This is a genomic window from Streptomyces sp. NPDC087906, assembly GCF_055584925.1.
Genome location: NZ_JBVJLC010000003.1, coordinates 150,529 through 166,565, shown reverse-complemented (window position 1 = coordinate 166,565; position 16,037 = coordinate 150,529). Strand labels below are relative to the sequence as shown.

The following is a 16,037-nucleotide window of genomic DNA, read 5'->3' as shown; positions in this document are numbered from 1 at the left end:
TGGCAAAATAGCCGAATGATCGACCCACGGCGACTGCGCATCCTGCGGGCCGCCGCGGACCACCGTACGGTGACCGCGGCGGCTGCCGCGCTGTACCTCACCCCGTCCGCCGTCTCCCAGCAGCTCGCCGCGCTGGAGCAGGAGACCGGGCACACCCTGCTGACCCGCAGCGGCCGCGGCGTACGGCTGACGGCCGCCGGGGAGATCCTGCTCGGCCACGCCCATGCGGTCCTCGCCCAGCTCGAACGGGCCGAGGCGGAGCTGGCGGCGTACGCGGGCGGCGCGGCGGGCGAGGTCACGGTCGCCGCCTTCGCCACCGGTATCGCCGAGGTGCTGGCCCCCGCCGTCCAGGCACTGTCCGGGACGCACCCCGGCATCCGGGTACGGGTACGGGACGCCGAGGGCGACGAGAGCCTGCCGATGGTGCTCGACGGCGAGGCGGACCTGGCCGTCGCCGTCGAGTACCGGGGCGCGCCGAGCGACGACGACCTGCGGCTCGCCCGGGTGCCGCTGTACGCGGAGCCCTTCGACGCGGTGCTGCCCGCAGGGCATCCGCTGGCCCTGTCGGCCGAGGTGGTCCTGGCCGAACTCGCCGACAGCGACTGGATCGGCCACTCCCCGGGCAACCCGTGCCGCGACGTGATCCAGCTCGCCTGCGAACTCGCCGGCTTCCAGCCGCGTCTGGTGCACTCGTCCGACGACTTCCGCGCGGTCGTCGCTCTGGCTGGGGTGGGCGCTGGCGTCGCGCTCGTGCCCCGCTCGGCGCTGCGCGGCATGGACCTGAAGGGCACGGTGGTCCGCCCGGTAACGGGCCCGCCCGCCACCCGCCGCGTCTTCGCCGCCGTACGCACGGGCGCCGAGGCCCACCCCCTGATCCGGCCGGTCCTGGACGCGCTGCGCCGGGCGGCGCCGGGACCGACGGCGGACTAGGTCGGACCCTCCCCAGGACCTGCCGCCCAGGCCGGGCCGGGCCGGTTACGACAGCAGGGTCGGCGCCGCGCGGTCCAGTACCGAGTTGACCCGTTCCCAGGTCTCCAGGTCCCGGGTCACCGGCTCCAGGTCCGGGCCGCTGCCGGACTGCCAGGACGTCGCGATGGCCACCGGGTCCTCGCCGGTCGCCGCGCTCGCCGCCAGGGCCGCCGCGCCGAGTGCGACCAGTTCGCCGCTCTGCGGGACGACCAGGCGGCGGCCGGAGAGGCGTCGTACGGTCTCCACCCACATCCGGCCCTGCGCGCCGCCGCCGATCAGCCGCAGCGGGCGGCCCGCCACCTCGGGGGACGACGGGTCGAGGCCGCACGCGGCCAGGACTTCGTCCAGCGCGCGCAGGACGGTCACCGCCGCGCCCTCGTAGGCCGCGCCGAGCAGTTGCTGCGGTGTGGTGTCGTGCCGCAGCCCGGTCAACAGGCCCGCCGCTGTGGGCAGATCGGGGGTGCGCTCGCCGTCGAGGTAGGGGAGCAGTACGGCCTCGCCGCCCGGGGTCGCGTCCTCCCGGTCGAGCCGCAGCAGCGCCGCCACCCTGTCGACGGCGAGGGTGCAGTTCAGGGTGCAGCCGAGCGGCAGGTACGTACCGTCGGCCGCCGCGAAGCCGGACAGCGTCGGGGTGGTGGGGCGGGTGCGGGTCGCCGCGAACACCGTGCCCGAGGTGCCGAGGCTGAGCACCGGGTGGTCCAGCAGCCCCTCGCCGCCGAGGCCGAGGCCGACGGCCGCGCTCATGTTGTCGCCGGTGCCGGCCGCGACGGCGATACCGGCGGGCAGCCCCAGCTCGGCCGCCGCGCCCGCGGTGAGCGAGCCGATCCTGGCGCCGCCGGTGGCCGCGACGGCCGGCAGCAGTGCGGCGTCGAGGCCGAGCAGCGCCAGCAGCTCCGGGTCGTAGGCGCCGGTGGCCGTGGAGTACCAGTTGGTGCCCGACGCGTCCCCGGGGTCGGTGGCGGCGGTGCCGGACAGCCGCTCGGTCAGGAAGTCGTGGGGGAGCCGGACCGCCGCCGTCGCCTCGGCGATGGCGGGGTCGTTCTCGCGCAGCCACTGCCACTTCGTCGCGGTGATCGAGGCGACGGGCACCGAACCGGTGCGCGCCGCCCAGGCGGCGCCGCCGCCCAGCGCCTCGGTGAGCGCCGCGGCCTGCGGGGCGGAGCGGGTGTCGTTCCACAGCATCGCCGGCCGCAGCGGCCGTCCGGTGCGGTCCAGCACCACCAGTCCGTGCTGCTGTCCGGCGACGGCGATACCGGTCACCGCCGAGGCGTCGACACCGGACTCCTTGAGGCCCGCGGTGACCGCCTCGCGCAGCGCGCTCCACCACACCTCGGGGTCGGTCTCGCGGGCGCCGCCCTCGCCCGTGACGCGGTGCGAGGCGCGCCCCACGGCGAGCAGTTGGCCGGTCCCGGCGTCGGTGAACGCCGCCTTGGTCGACTGGGTGGAGCTGTCGACGCCGATGACGACCGGGCTCCGCGACATGGACGCACCTCTTCCTGACCGGCTGTGGAACACAGTTTTGGACGTGGGAAAAACAAATTACGCGATGGTGCGCCGCACCGGAACCGGGGCGGCGATCATTGACTCTCCGTGGTCCCGCCCGTGCACGTTCGACCGGTCGGACACAGATGAGCGCGAACGGGGGCTTTTGCGTACCGGGGACGTCGTGCCATATTAGTCATGTCAGGAAACAAAAGGTCGGCGGGTGCCGGACCTTGACGTGTCGAAGGCGGCCAGAGATGACGGATAGCTTCACCCCCACCCCCGAGGACAAGTTCAGCTTCGGCCTGTGGACCGTGGGCTGGCAGGGCAAGGACCCCTTCGGTGACGCCACGCGGCCGGCCCTGGACCCGGTCGAGTCCGTGAAGCGCCTCGCCGAGCTGGGGTCGTGGGGGGTCACCTTCCACGACGACGACCTCATCCCCTTCGGCTCGACCGACGCGGAGCGCGAGGCGCACGTCAAGCGCTTCCGGCAGGCGACCGAAGAGACCGGCATCACCGTGGAGATGGTCACCACCAACCTCTTCACCCACCCCGTGTTCAAGGACGGCGGTTTCACCGCCAACGACCGCGACGTCCGCCGCTACGCGCTGCGCAAGGTCCTGCGCAACGTCGACCTCGCCGCCGAGCTGGGCGCCAAGACCTTCGTCGCCTGGGGCGGCAGGGAAGGCGCCGAGTCGGGCGGCGCCAAGGACGTGCGCCTCGCGCTCGACCGGATGAAGGAAGCCTTCGACCTGCTCGCCGAGTACGTCACGGAGCAGGGCTACGACATCAAGTTCGCCATCGAGCCCAAGCCGAACGAGCCGCGCGGCGACATCCTGCTGCCCACCGTCGGCCACGCCATCGCCTTCATCGACCGCCTCGCGCGCCCCGAGCTGTTCGGCGTCAACCCGGAGGTCGGCCACGAGCAGATGGCCGGGCTGAACTTCCAGCACGGCATCGCGCAGGCGCTGTGGTCGGGCAAGCTCTTCCACATCGACCTCAACGGCCAGCACGGCACCCGCTACGACCAGGACCTGCGCTTCGGCGCCGGTGATCTGCGCGCCGCCTTCTGGCTCGTGGACCTGCTGGAGAGCGCGGGCTGGGAAGGCGCGCGGCACTTCGACTTCAAGCCGCCGCGCACCGAGGACTTCGACGGGGTGTGGGCGTCGGCCGCGGGCTGCATGCGCAACTACCTGATCCTCAAGGAGCGCGCCGCCGCGTTCCGCGCCGACCCGCAGGTCCAGGAGGCGCTGCGGGCAGCGCGCCTGGACGAGCTGGCCCAGCCCACGGCGGCCGACGGAGTGGCGGCGCTGCTCGCCGACCGCACGGCCTTCGAGGACTTCGACGTCGACGCGGCCGCCGAGCGCGGCATGGCGTTCGAAGCGCTCGACCAGCTCGCGATGGACCACCTGCTCGGCGCGCGCTGAGCATTGCCCCTCCCGGCCGACGCGCGGTCGTACGGCACCGCTGTGCCCGTGCGCCGGCCGGACAGCGGGCGTTCCCGGCCACGCAGGCGCGCGGCCGGTCGAGGCAGCACGTGCCCGGCACGCGCGATCACACGAATCACCCGCCTCACCCACGCCTGCGGCCCAGGTCGTTGCCGTGCGGTCTCGCCCGCCCGACGCGCACACTCGCGGCGCGACCGAACCGCCCGACCAGCTCCGCCGGCTCGCACGCGTCGCCGGCCCCGCCTCAGGGGGGCGGACCCGCCTGCGGCCCGGGTCGTGACCGGGCAGTCTCGTCCGGCTGGCGCGCGCACTCGCGGCGTCGCCGAACTACCCGACCAGCTCCGCCGGCTCGCACGCGTCGCCGGGCCCGCCCCGAGGGGCGCACCCCGCGGGCTCTCCCGTCGTCAGCGGTTCGCCTCGCGGCGTACGTACGCCACCGGGTCCGCCAGTACGGCCCGTACGACCAGCGCCGCCGCGCCGCGCGCCGCGTCGCCCGCCGACGAGGACGCGCGCAGCCGGCCGCTGTCGCGCGGCCACAGGCCCGAGACCACCCGGGCCGTCAGCTCCCGGTCGGCCGACGGCGACAGCCACGGCATCAACTCGCGGTAGATCCCGCCGAGTACGACCGCGTCCGGGTCGAAGAGATTCACCGCGCCCGACAGGACGCGGCCCAGCATCGTGCCCGCCTGCTCGACGGCGGCCACCGCCCGCGCGTCACCGTCGCGCGCCTTGCGCTCCAGCTCGGCGACGCCCGGCACCCCGGAGTTCTCGTCCATGCCGGCCGCCCGCAGCAGCGCCGACTGGCCCGCGTACTGCTCCAGGCAGCCGCGCGAACCGCAACGGCACAGCGGGCCCTCGGAGTCGACGACCACATGGCCGATCTCCCCGGCGAAACCGTGCGCGCCGCGCAGCAGTTCACCGTCGAGGACCAGCGCGCCGCCGACCCCGATCTCGCCGGTCAGATAGAGGAACGAGCGCAGCGGGCCGAGCCCGCCGAACCACAGCTCGGCCAGCGCCGCGAGATTGGCCTCGTTCTCCGAACTGACCGGCAGTACGGGCCGCTCCGGCTGGAGTTCGGCCAGGGCGCGCGCGAACAGCTCCTCCGCCGGCACCCGGTTCCAGCCGAGGTTGGGGGCCTGCCGGACCGTACCGCCCGACACCAGCCCCGGCAGGGCCAGTTGGACCCCCACGGGCAGCAAGTCCTGTTCGGCCGCCGACTCCAGGGTGCGCGCGGCGATCCGGGCGCCGCGGGCCAGCACCTCGGCGGGCTGCGCGCCCCTGTTGTCGATGTGCTCGGTGAGCCGGACCCGGTCGGTGCCGGACAGGTCGACGACACACACCGACACGTAGTCGATGTTGATCTCGACACCGATGCCCGCAGGACCCGAGCGGGTCACCTTCAGCACCGTGCCGGGCCGGCCCGCCTGCCCGCTGAACGTCTTGCCCGACTCGGAGAGGAAGCCGCTCTCCAGCAACTGCTCGACCAGGGACGACACCGCGGCCCTGGTCAGTCCCACGCGCGCGGCGACCCCGGCCCTGGTCGCCTCGCCCTCGTCCCGTACCGCGCGCAGCACAAGGCTCAGATTGTGCCGGCGCACTGTCTCTTTGTCCGCTTTGGGGCCGAGGGATGTGTGGTTGTTGTTCATGTCGCTGACGAGCCTATGTGATCGGCGTTGCGCGCAGGGGGTGTCCTGGCAGGTCCGCCCCATGGCGGAGGCCGCAGGACACGCGTCCGTTGCGCCACGACGGCCGCCGGTCAGCCGGCGGAGAGCGTCGCGCCTGCCGTCCGGCCCGGCGCGAACAGCCGCTGCGCCGCCACCGCCGCCCCGCCCCGCGCCCACGCCTCGAAGGGCAGCGGGCGGACCACCAGATCGCAGTCGGCCGCCGTTCCGAACGCCTGGGCGCTGAAGGCCCGCCGGATCTCGGCGCTGAACAGGTCGTACGAGGCGACGCCCTCACCGGAGATGATGATGCGCTCGGGCCCGAAGAGGTTGGCCACCGACGCTATGGCAAGACCCAGCGCCCGGCCCGCCCGGGTGAAGACCCGCCGGGCCGCCTCGTCGCCGCTGTGGGCGAGCCGGGTGGCGTCGGCCAGAGTGAGCGCGCTGTCCCCGGTCTCCGCCCTGACCTGGTCGACGATCGCCTGGGCCGAGGCGATGGCCTCGACACAGCCGGTGTTGCCGCAGGTGCAGACCCGGTCGGAGCCGCCCACCGGCAGATGGCCGATCTCGCCGGACACCCCGTGGGCGCCGGAGACCACATGGCCGTTGATGGAGATTCCGCAGCCGATCCCCGCGCCGACGGTGACCAGCGCGAACGAGGAGAGCCCCGCTCCCGAGCCGAACCACTGCTCGGCCACCGTCAGCGCCCGTACGTCGTTGTCGATGACCGTCGCGATGCCCGTCGCGCTCTCCACGAGGGCGGCGAGCTGCACACCGCGCCAGTCCAGGAACGGTGAGTACCGTACGGCGCCGGTGTGTCCGTCGACGTCGCCCGCGATGGTCACACCGACACTGTGCACCTCCGGCGCGTGCTCGCCTTCGGGCTCCGCCGCGAGCTTTCCCACCAGCCGCGCGATGGCCCGTACGACCGTGCCGACGTCCCGCGAGCCGAGGGCGACCCGGCGGGTGGCGAGCGGGGTCGCCGTCAGATCGGCCAGGACGCCGATCAGCTCGTCGGCTGTCACCTTGACGCCGACGAACCGCGCCCGGTCGGGCCGGACGGCGACGAGCGTGGCCGGCCTGCCCGGCATCCGTTCGCCGGCGGGCTGGCCGATCTCGGTGATCCAGCCGTCGGCGAGCAGCGGGGTGGAGACCTTGGTGACGGCTCCGGACGACAGCCCGGTTCTGCGGCCGAGTTCGGCCCGGGTCAGCGGGCCCTGCGTCAACAGGGTCTGGAACACCAGGGCGGCGGCGGGTGGCTGCTGGGAGAGACTCACGGCCGGAATATTACCTTCTCAGGGCAGGTAATGGCGCTCGGTTACGGTCATTCACGCTCAGGCCAGCGAGAAGTCCGCCGGAAACGGTGGCCGTCAATATATTGACCCTGGAAGGAAACCCTGACTAGGGTCGCGGCGCTCCCCCTCACTCAGGGAGCCACGGACCAGCCGCGACGAAGCGGCGAAATGGAGCAGCCATGGCACTGTCAGCTCGCACCGCGCCGCCCGGCCGCGAGGCCGTACGCGGGCCCGCCGGCCGCCGCTCGCAGCGGCCCGGCGCCGTGGCCACCCACCGGCGCGGCGACGCGAAGCTGGCGTGGCTGCTCATCACCCCGGCCGTCGTCGGGTTCCTGGTCTTCTTCGCCTACCCGACCGTGCGCGGCCTCTACTTCAGCTTCACCACGTTCCACATCCTCACCCCGGCGAAGTGGGTGGGCCTCGCCAACTTCCGCGAGCTGATCCACGACAGCGTCTTCTGGCACTCGCTGGGCGTCACCGCCTATTTCGTCGCGGTCTCCGTCGTCCTCGGGGTGCTCTTCTCGCTGATCACCGCCGTCGTCCTGCACCGGCTGACCAACTCCACCGTGATCAGGGGCCTGATCATCCTGCCGTTCCTGATCTCGGGCGTGGTCGCCGCCCTGGTCTGGCAGTGGATGCTCGACCCGCAGCTCGGCATCATCAGCGCGCTGATCGAGAAGGTCACCGGGCAGCATCTGCTGTTCTTCGGCGACAGCCACTGGGCGGTGCCCTCGCTCGCCGCGATCAGCATCTGGAAGTCCATGGGCTACAACGCCGTACTGATCTTCGCCGGGCTGCAGACCATCCCGCCGACGGTCTACGAGGCCGGCCGACTCGACGGGGCGAGCGAGCTGCAGATGTTCCGCAGGCTGACGGTGCCGCTGCTGCGGCCGATCCTGGTCATGGTGGTGATCCTGACCGTCATCGGATCCTTCCAGGTCTTCGACATCGTGCAGGTCACGACCAAGGGCGGCCCGGCCAACGCCTCCAACGTGCTCCAGATGTACATCTACGAAAAAGCCTTCGGGGAGCTGGACTTCGGCTACGCCTCGACGATGTCGCTGGCGCTGTTCGTGATGCTCATCGCGATCACCTTCACCCAGATGCGGCTGGCCCGCGCCAACGAATCCGACCTGAGCTGAGGAGCCGGACCATGTCCACCCTGTCGTCATCCGCCACGACAGCCGGGCCGCACCCGGCAGCGGGACCGCACGAGACTGCCGGGCCGCGCCCGGCAGCGGGAGCGCGGTTCTCGCCCGGCAAGGCCATCGCCTGGATCTACGTCGCCGTCGTGCTCGTCGTCACCATCTTCCCGTTCTACTGGATCCTGCGGACGGCCTTCTCCAACAACGTGGCCCTGCCCACGGATCCGTCGTCCCTGCTGCCCGTCGACTTCACCGTCGGCGCCTTCAAACGGGCCCTCGGCCTCGCCTCGACCGCCGAGGCCCAGTCGCAGGGCGGCTCAGGCGCCTCCCTCGACACCGCGCTCTACCTGCGCAACTCGATCGTCTACGCCACCGTCCAGACCGCGCTGGTCGTCTTCTTCTCGGCGATGGCCGCCTACGCCTTCTCCCGGCTGCGCTGGAAGGGCCGGGACGCGGTCTTCACCGTCCTGCTCTGCGCGCTGATGGTGCCCGGGATCCTCACCCTGCTGCCGAACTTCGTGCTCATCCGCAACCTCGGCCTGATGGACTCGTTCGCCGGACTGATCCTGCCGGGCGCGCTGTTCTCGGCGTTCAACGTCTTCTTCCTGCGGCAGTTCATGCTCGGCCTCTCCACCGAGATCGAGGAGGCCGCGATCGTGGACGGCGCCTCCCGGATGCGGATCTTCTTCAAGATCACCCTGCCGATGACGGCCGCGCCGATCGCGACGCTCTCCCTGCTGACGTTCATCAACACCTGGAACGACTACTTCTGGCCCCTGCTGGTCACCAACGGCGAGCACGCCAGGCCGCTCACCCTCGCCCTCGGCGTCTTCAAGCAGTCGTCCCCGCAGGCCGCGCCCGACTGGGCGGGGCTGATGGCGGCCACCCTGATCGCCGCCCTGCCGATGCTCGCGCTGTTCATGGTCTTCGGCCGCCGCATCGTCAACTCCATCGGCTTCACCGGCCTGAAGTAGGAAGTACGGACCCATGTACGGAGCTATGAAACCCCGCAGCACCCCCGACGACCTGCGGCTCCACTGGCCACGGCCCGCCGCCGACTGGAACGAGGCGGCGCCCGTCGGCAACGGCAGGCTCGGTGCCATGGTCTTCGGCGGCACCGAAACCGCCAGGATCCAGCTCAACGACTCCACCCTCTGGTCCGGCACCCCCGAAGGCCCCGCGCGGGCCCTGGACGCCGTACGGGCCGCAGGCGCGGGACCCGAACGGCTCGCCGAGATACGCGCCGCCGTCACGGCGGGCGACCATCCGCGCGCCGAAGCGCTGGTGATGTCCTTCGAAGGGGACTACACCCAGGAGTTCCTGCCCTTCGCCGACCTCACCCTGGGGCTCGAAGCGGCAGAGCCCGCCACCTTCGCCGGCCGCACCCTCAACCTCGACAACGGTGTCGTCGAGGAGGAGATCCGGTACGGCGCCCGGACCGTACGCCGGCACACCTGGGCCGACCGGCCCGCCGGCGCCCTGTGCGTCGAGATCGCCGTGTCGGACGGCCGGGTCGCCCTGACCCTGGACCTCGGCAGCCCGCTGCGCGAACTCCACCGCGAGACAGCCGAGTCGGGCATCGTCATCGGGGTGGCCGTCCCGGTCGACGGCGCGCCGCTGCACGAGGAGGCCGTGGCCCAACCGCTGCGGTACGCCGACGAGTCGACGCCCGACGGACCCGAGCGCGCAGGCTACGACCCGTACGCGGCGCTCGCCGTCCGTATCGATACCGACGGCGATGTCACGGCGGCGGACGGGAGTTGGGCCGTGCGCGGGATGACCCGCGCGCTGATCACCGTCGCCTCCTCCACGGCGGGCGCCGACTTCTGGTCCCGTACCCACACCCCCGGCGGAGGCGGCAGGACCCGAGCCGAACACCGCGCGCAGGCCGCCGCCCAGGCCGAACACGCCCTCGCCCAGGGCGCCGCAGCACTCATGACGGAGCATCAGAAGGATCTGCGCGCCCTGCTCGGCGCCACCACCCTGTGTGTCGGACAGCGCAGGAGCGGCACCTTCGACGTCGAGCGCGACCTCCTCTCCGGCGCCGACGACGCGCTCGCCGCGACCGTGATGTTCCAGCTCGGCCGCTATCTGCTGGCCTCCTCGTCACGCGCGGGCGCGGGACCGCCGGCCAACCTCCAGGGCATCTGGAACGCCGAACTGCGGCCGCCCTGGTCGTCCAACTACACCGTCAACATCAACACGGAGATGAACTACTGGGCCGCCGAGGTGACCGGACTCGGCGACTGCCACCTGCCGCTGTTCGACCTGCTCGACCGGGCGGCCGAGAACGGCGCCCCGGTCGCCCGTGAGCTGTACGCCGCCCGCGGCTGGGTCACCCACCACAACACCGACATGTGGGGCTGGGCCCTGCCGGTCGGCCGGCAGCACGGCAACCCGTCCTGGGCCTTCTGGCTGATGGGCGGCGCCTGGCTGGTCCAACACGTCTGGGACCGCTACGACTTCACCCGCGACGTGAGCTTCCTGCGCGAGCGCGGCTGGCCGCTGCTGAGCGGCCAGGCGGCCTTCTGCCTCGACTGGCTGGTCGAAGCCGACGACGGGCGGCTCGACACCCTCCCCGCCACCTCGCCGGAGAACCTCTTCTACTCGGCGGCGGGCGCCCCCGCGTCCCTGACCCGCTCCACCACCATGGACATGGCGCTGATCAGAGCCCTGTTCGAGCGCTGCCTCGCCGCCGCCGACGTGCTCGGAATCGACGACCCGCTCTGCACGGAGATCAGGGCGGCGCTGCCCCGGCTGCGCACCCCCGCCGTCACCGAGGGCGGCTGGCTCCAGGAGTGGGCGACCGACCTGCCCGAGGTCGACCCGGCGCACCGGCACATGTCGCAGCTCGTCACCGTCTACCCGCTCGGCCAGATCGCCCCGGACACCGCCCCCGAACTCGCCGCCGCTGCCCGCATGGTGCTCGACCGGCGGGGGCCCGGCGCGATGGGCTGGTCCTGGGCGTGGAAGATCGCCCTGCGCGCCCGGCTCGGCGACGGCGACACCGCCGGGGACCTCTTCGTCGAAGCCGTACGCCCGCTGTCGTACGACCCGGCGGAGCACGCCCCGGTCGACGGCTCGCGGTGGGGCGGGCTGCTGCCGAACCTCTTCAGCAGCCATCCGCCGTTCCAGATCGACGGGAACTTCGGCTTCACCGCCGCCCTCGCCGAACTCGTCGTCCAGAGCCACGGCGACACCGTCACCCTGCTGCCCGCCCTCCCCGCGCGCTGGCCTGCGGGACAGGCGCGCGGGCTGCGCTGCCGGGGCGGTCTGGAGACCGACCTCGACTGGCAGGACGGCAGGCTCACTTCGGTGACCGTCCGGCGGATCTCCGGCGACGCGGCGACTCCCGTACGGCTGCGCCACGGCGACGCGCTGATCTCGATCGAGATCGCAACCGGCCGGCAGATCGTCCTCGACGGGAAGCTGGCGCCCGCATGCTGAGCGACCTGGACCTGCCGGGACTGCACGCGTACCGCAGCGGATACCAGGAGCCCGCCGACTTCGACGCGTTCTGGGCCGCCACCCTCACCGAGGCGCGCGCCGCGGGCGGCGATCCGGTGCTGACACCCGTCCGCACCGAACTGCGCACGGTCGAGGTGTACGACCTGGTCTTCGCCGGTTACGGCGGCCACCCCGTGCACGGCTGGCTGCGGTTGCCGGCCGAGCGCGAGGGTCCGCTGCCCGCCGTGGTGCAGTTCCACGGGTACGGCAGCGGCAGGGGCGGCCCGTACGACGACCTGGTGTGGGCCAGCGCGGGCTACGCGCATCTGCTGATGGACACGCGCGGCCAGGGCGGCGCGCACGCGGGCGGCGACACCGCCGACCCGGTCGGCAGCGGCCCGGCGTACCCGGGCTTTCTCACCCGGGGCGTCGAGGACAAGGAGACGTACTACTACCGGCGGGTCTTCACCGACGCGGTCCGCGCGATCGACGCGGTGCGCACCCTGGAAACCGTCGACCCGGCGCGGGTCGCGGTCACCGGCAACAGCCAGGGCGCCGGGATCGCGCTCGCCGCCGCCGGTCTGGTGCCGGACCTGGCTGCCGGGCACTTCCAGGCGCCGTTCCTCACCGACATCCGCCGCGCGCTCGCCGTCACCGGCACCTTCCCCTACGCCGAACTCACCGGCTACCTCGGCGCGCGGCGCCATGCCGCCGACGCCGCCCTGACCACGCTCGGCTACTTCGACGGTGTCGGCTTCGCCCGCCGAGCCGGGGCACGCGGCCAGTTCTCCACCGGGCTGATGGACGACATCTGCCCGCCGTCCACCGCCTTCGGCGCCTACCACGCCTACCGGGGGCCCAAGTCGATCCGTACGTGGGAGTTCAACGGACACGAGGCGGGCGGCGCGCTGGACGTGGCCGACGCGCTCGCCGCCTTCCGCTCCGCACCGGCCCAGGAAATCGAGGAACGATGACGATCCGGTTCACCCGACGCGTACGGGCCAAGCTCACCGCCGGCCTGGTCCTCTCGGCGACGGCCGCGCTGCTCAGCGGCTGCGGCGCCGACCCCGGTCCGGCGGGCCGGACCACGGTCAACTGGTGGACCTGGGACGACAAGCAGGCGGCCGGCTACCAGCAGTGCGCGACGGCCTTCGAGGCGGCCAACCCCGGGGTCACGGTGAAGATCTCGCAGTACGACAGCGCGGACTACTTCACCAAACTGCTGGCGGGCTTTGTCGCGGGCACCGCGCCCGACGCCTTCATGAACAGCGTCCAGTACCTCCAGCAGTACGCCTCGCTGAAGCAACTCATGCCGCTGGACGAGCTGATGAAGAAGACCGACTTCGACATCGGCAAGTTCTCCGTCGGCGTGGACGCGTGGAAGTACACCGACGGCAAGCAGTACGGACTGCCCATGGACTGGGCGTCCGCCGCGCTCTACTTCAACGAGGACATGCTGAAGAAGGCCGGTTACACCCCCGCCGATGTCAGGGCGCTCAACTGGAACCCGGACGACGGGGGTACGTTCCAGAAGATGATCGCCCATCTGACCGTCGACAAGAAGGGCGTACGCGGCGACCAGCCCGGCTTCGACAAGAAGCATGTCGCGACCTACGGCATCGGGACGATGGCCACGAAGGACTTCACGGGCCAGACCACCTGGAGCCCGTTCGTCTCGTCGCTCGGCTGGCGGCTCGGCGACAAGCCGTCCTGGCCCACGACGTTCGACTACGCGGACCCGCGCTTCGTGAAGACGATGAACTACTTCAGGCAGCTCACGGACCGCGGATTCGCCCCGAAGGACGGCGAGTTCGCCTCGGCCGGCAACACCCCCAGCGGTACGGACATGATCGGCTCGGGCAAGGTCGCGATCTACCCGGGCGGTTCCTGGGAGGCCACCCAGTTCGCCCAGCTCCCGAAGGTCAAGGTCGGTATCTCGCCGAACGTGGCGGGCCCCGGCGGCAAGCGCGGTACGAGCAGCAACTCCAACGGCGATGTGATCTGGACGGGCACCAAGCACCCCGCGCTGACCTGGAAGTGGGTCTCCTACCTGGGCTCGGAGGAGTGCCAGTCCAAGGCGTCGGCTTCCGGCAGCTTCTTCCCCTCCATCCCGGCGTCCATGGACGCCTCCGCGAGGTCCATGGCCAAGAAGGGGGTCGACCTGTCGGTCTTCATCAAGGCGGAGAAGGACGGCGAACTCCTGGCCTACCCGCCCTACGCGAACGGCACGGCCGTCGGCTCGGTGCTGGAGCCGATGTTCCAGAACTTCTTCGCGCACGACGCGAACGACGAGATCTTCACGGACATGACCCGGCAGACCAAGAAGCTGCTGGCCGTGCGGGATTAGCCGATCGCCGAAGCCGTCGCTGTCCGCCGATTCGAAAGGAACCACCGCATGACCCGCACCACCGCGCGGATCGCGCATCTGCGCGCGGCCGGAGTGAGCTTCGCCGTCGAGCTGACCGGGCCGCTGCCCCGCGTACTGCACTGGGGAGCGGATCTCGGCGCCCTTGACGACGACGACCTCGCGGCGCTCAGCAGCACCGCCGAAGGCGTCGTCCTCAACAACGCGCCCGACTCCGTACGGCAGTTCACCGTCTGGCCGACCGAGGCCGAGAACTGGTCCGGCACCCCCGCCCACCAGGGCCACCGGGGCGGAGTCGCGACCACACCCCGGCCGCGGCTGGTCGACGCGCACGAGAGCGCGGGCGAGCTGGTGCTCCAACTCGCCGACGACGTCAGCGAACTCGACATCACGCTCGGCTACCGGCTGGAGCCCTCCGGGGTGCTGAGCGTACGGACCGAACTGAGCCGGCAGACCCTGACGGGCGGTCAGGACACCACCCCGTACGACCTGGCCGGGGTGACGACGCTGCTGCCGCTGCCCGCACGGGCCGGTGAGATCCTCGACTTCACCGGAAAATGGTGCCGCGAGCGGGCACCCCAGCGCGGCGCCCTCGCGCACGGCAGCCATGTCAGGGAAGTACGCCGGGGCAAGCCGGGACAGGACGCGCCCCACCTGCTCACCGTCGGCGTGCCCGGCTTCGGCTTCCGCACCGGTGAGGTGTGGGGCCTGCATGTCGCCTGGAGCGGCAACCAGCGCTGGCTGGCGGAGCGTTCACCGGAGGGCGCCGGGGTGCACGGTGCGGTCATCGGCGGCGGCGAGTCCCTCGCCCCCGGTGAGATCCGCCTCGCGCCGGGGGAGAGCTACACGGCGCCCGTCTGCCACTTCGTCTGGTCGGACCAGGGCCTCGACGCGCTCGCCGACCGGTTCCACGCGCTGCTGCGGGCCCGTCCCCAGCACCCGGTGACCCCGCGCCCGCTCACCCTCAACACCTGGGAAGCCGTCTACTTCGACCACCGCGTCGACCGGCTGCTCGAACTCACCGAGCGGGCCGCCGACATCGGGGTGGAGCGGCTCGTCCTGGACGACGGCTGGTTCACCGGGCGCCGCGACGACACGGCCGGACTCGGCGACTGGGCCGTGGACCCCGACGTGTGGCCCGAAGGGCTCGGACCGCTCGCGGACCGGGTGCACGGCCACGGCATGCAGTTCGGCCTCTGGGTCGAGCCCGAGATGGTCAACCTCGCCTCCCGGCTGGCCGCCGAGCACCCCGACTGGATCCTCGGCCCGTCCGCGGGCCTCGGCCCGAGCGCCCGCCACCAGTACGTGCTCAACCTGGCGCACGCCGACGCCTTCGGCCATCTCCTCACGTCGCTCGACGAGTTGGTCACCCGCTACCGGATCGACTACCTCAAATGGGACCACAACCGCGATCTGCACGAAGCGGTCGGCCGCGGTCCCGGCGGCCTGGACCGGCCCGGTGTGCACGCCCAGACCGAGGCCGCCTACCGGCTGCTCGACGCGCTCAAGGAGCGCCACCCCCGACTGGAGATCGAGAGCTGCTCGTCCGGCGGGGCCAGGGTCGACCTCGGCATCCTCGCCCGCACCGACCGGGTGTGGGCGTCCGACTGCAACGACCCGGTCGAACGCCAGTCGGTCCAGCGCTGGACCGGCCAACTGCTGCCGCCCGAGCTGATCGGCACCCATGTCGGCGGCCCCCGCAGCCACACCACGGGCCGGGCGACCGACGCGTCGTTCCGCCAGCTCACCGCGCTCTTCGGGCACGCCGGGATCGAGGACGACCTGACCGCCCGCACCCCGGAGGAACTGACCGCGCTGCGCCGCTGGGTGGCGCTGTACAAGGAGGTACGGGGGCTGCTGCACACCGGCCGCGTGGTCCGCGCCGACCTGGCGGACGACGCCGTGCTGCTGCACGGAGTGGTCGCCGCCGACGGCGCGTCGGCGCTCTACTGCTGGGCGAGGACGGAGACGTCGGGCGACGGGCAGTCGGGCAGGACCCGGCTGCCGGGCCTCGACCCGGCGGCGCGCTACGAGATACGGGTCCGCGACGAAGCGGGCCTGCCGCTGGTCCACCAGGTGTCGGGCCCCGCCTGGTACACCGCCGCACTCGACGGCTGGGTCGCCCTGCCCGGCGCCGTGCTCGCCGGCGCCGGAGTGCCGCTGCCCACGCTGGCCCCCGCACAGGCCCTGCTGTTCGAGGTCCGGCGCGTACAGCCCTGAGGCCG

General features: G+C 72.4%; 11 protein-coding genes. 8 read left to right on the top strand and 3 right to left on the bottom strand.

All coding sequences use genetic code 11. The features are described from left to right. Positions 1 to 15 precede the first annotated feature (15 nt). Positions 16 to 930 carry a LysR family transcriptional regulator gene (locus ACZ63I_RS10290; protein ID WP_469337285.1) on the top strand — a complete coding sequence of 305 codons (915 nt, stop codon included), beginning with the start codon at positions 16 to 18 and terminating at the stop codon, positions 928 to 930. A gap of 45 nt (positions 931 to 975) precedes the next feature. Here ACZ63I_RS10290 and xylB read toward each other — a convergent pair whose 3' ends face one another. Further along, on the bottom strand, positions 976 to 2,451 hold the full coding sequence (gene xylB / locus ACZ63I_RS10285; RefSeq protein ID WP_469337284.1) for a xylulokinase: 1,476 nt from the start codon (positions 2,449 to 2,451) through the stop codon (positions 976 to 978). A gap of 257 nt (positions 2,452 to 2,708) precedes the next feature. Here xylB and xylA point away from each other — a divergent pair, with 257 nt between their 5' ends. Continuing rightward, on the top strand, positions 2,709 to 3,878 hold the full coding sequence (gene xylA / locus ACZ63I_RS10280; RefSeq protein ID WP_469337282.1) for a xylose isomerase: 1,170 nt from the start codon (positions 2,709 to 2,711) through the stop codon (positions 3,876 to 3,878). A 425-nt stretch (positions 3,879 to 4,303) separates the two neighbouring features. Here xylA and ACZ63I_RS10275 read toward each other — a convergent pair whose 3' ends face one another. Both ACZ63I_RS10275 and ACZ63I_RS10270 read right to left on the bottom strand, forming a co-directional pair. Beyond that, positions 4,304 to 5,545: an ROK family transcriptional regulator gene (locus ACZ63I_RS10275; RefSeq protein WP_469337280.1), complete on the bottom strand. Its 1,242-nt coding sequence runs from the start codon at positions 5,543 to 5,545 to the stop codon at positions 4,304 to 4,306. Between the two features lie 110 nt (positions 5,546 to 5,655). Further along, a complete protein-coding gene (locus ACZ63I_RS10270) occupies positions 5,656 to 6,837 on the bottom strand; it encodes an ROK family protein (protein WP_469337278.1) in 1,182 nt (393 codons plus the stop codon). A 197-nt stretch (positions 6,838 to 7,034) separates the two neighbouring features. Here ACZ63I_RS10270 and ACZ63I_RS10265 point away from each other — a divergent pair, with 197 nt between their 5' ends. From ACZ63I_RS10265 to ACZ63I_RS10240, 6 genes are read left to right on the top strand one after another with little or no spacing between them, the layout of a single operon-like run. Beyond that, a complete protein-coding gene (locus tag ACZ63I_RS10265; RefSeq protein WP_469337276.1) occupies positions 7,035 to 7,997 on the top strand; it encodes a carbohydrate ABC transporter permease in 963 nt (320 codons plus the stop codon). An 11-nt stretch (positions 7,998 to 8,008) separates the two neighbouring features. Next, the gene (locus tag ACZ63I_RS10260) at positions 8,009 to 8,974 is read left to right on the top strand and encodes a carbohydrate ABC transporter permease (protein WP_469337275.1); all 966 of its coding nucleotides are present in this window, start codon (positions 8,009 to 8,011) and stop codon (positions 8,972 to 8,974) included. 25 nt (positions 8,975 to 8,999) lie between these two features. Then, positions 9,000 to 11,447, top strand: coding sequence for a glycosyl hydrolase family 95 catalytic domain-containing protein (locus tag ACZ63I_RS10255; protein WP_469337273.1), 2,448 nt, complete (start codon positions 9,000 to 9,002; stop codon positions 11,445 to 11,447). After that, a complete protein-coding gene (locus ACZ63I_RS10250; protein WP_469337271.1) occupies positions 11,441 to 12,421 on the top strand; it encodes an acetylxylan esterase in 981 nt (326 codons plus the stop codon). Before ACZ63I_RS10255 ends, ACZ63I_RS10250 begins: the two co-directional genes overlap by 7 nt. Continuing rightward, positions 12,418 to 13,794 (top strand): ABC transporter substrate-binding protein, encoded by a 1,377-nt coding sequence (locus ACZ63I_RS10245; RefSeq protein WP_469337270.1) that lies wholly within the window; start codon positions 12,418 to 12,420, stop codon positions 13,792 to 13,794. The genes ACZ63I_RS10250 and ACZ63I_RS10245 overlap by 4 nt, the downstream gene beginning before the upstream one ends. A gap of 48 nt (positions 13,795 to 13,842) precedes the next feature. Beyond that, positions 13,843 to 16,032: an alpha-galactosidase gene (locus ACZ63I_RS10240; protein WP_469337268.1), complete on the top strand. Its 2,190-nt coding sequence runs from the start codon at positions 13,843 to 13,845 to the stop codon at positions 16,030 to 16,032. Positions 16,033 to 16,037: the final 5 nt, after the last annotated feature.

What these genes read in the sequence shown, in the direction of transcription:
- ACZ63I_RS10290 (WP_469337285.1), top strand. Translation starts at nt 16, where the DNA reads ATGATCGACCCACGGCGACTGCGCATCCTGCGGGCCGCCGCGGACCAC.
- xylB (WP_469337284.1), bottom strand. Translation starts at nt 2,451, where the DNA reads ATGTCGCGGAGCCCGGTCGTCATCGGCGTCGACAGCTCCACCCAGTCG.
- xylA (WP_469337282.1), top strand. Translation starts at nt 2,709, where the DNA reads ATGACGGATAGCTTCACCCCCACCCCCGAGGACAAGTTCAGCTTCGGC.
- ACZ63I_RS10275 (WP_469337280.1), bottom strand. Translation starts at nt 5,545, where the DNA reads ATGAACAACAACCACACATCCCTCGGCCCCAAAGCGGACAAAGAGACA.
- ACZ63I_RS10265 (WP_469337276.1), top strand. Translation starts at nt 7,035, where the DNA reads ATGGCACTGTCAGCTCGCACCGCGCCGCCCGGCCGCGAGGCCGTACGC.
- ACZ63I_RS10260 (WP_469337275.1), top strand. Translation starts at nt 8,009, where the DNA reads ATGTCCACCCTGTCGTCATCCGCCACGACAGCCGGGCCGCACCCGGCA.
- ACZ63I_RS10255 (WP_469337273.1), top strand. Translation starts at nt 9,000, where the DNA reads ATGAAACCCCGCAGCACCCCCGACGACCTGCGGCTCCACTGGCCACGG.
- ACZ63I_RS10250 (WP_469337271.1), top strand. Translation starts at nt 11,441, where the DNA reads ATGCTGAGCGACCTGGACCTGCCGGGACTGCACGCGTACCGCAGCGGA.
- ACZ63I_RS10245 (WP_469337270.1), top strand. Translation starts at nt 12,418, where the DNA reads ATGACGATCCGGTTCACCCGACGCGTACGGGCCAAGCTCACCGCCGGC.
- ACZ63I_RS10240 (WP_469337268.1), top strand. Translation starts at nt 13,843, where the DNA reads ATGACCCGCACCACCGCGCGGATCGCGCATCTGCGCGCGGCCGGAGTG.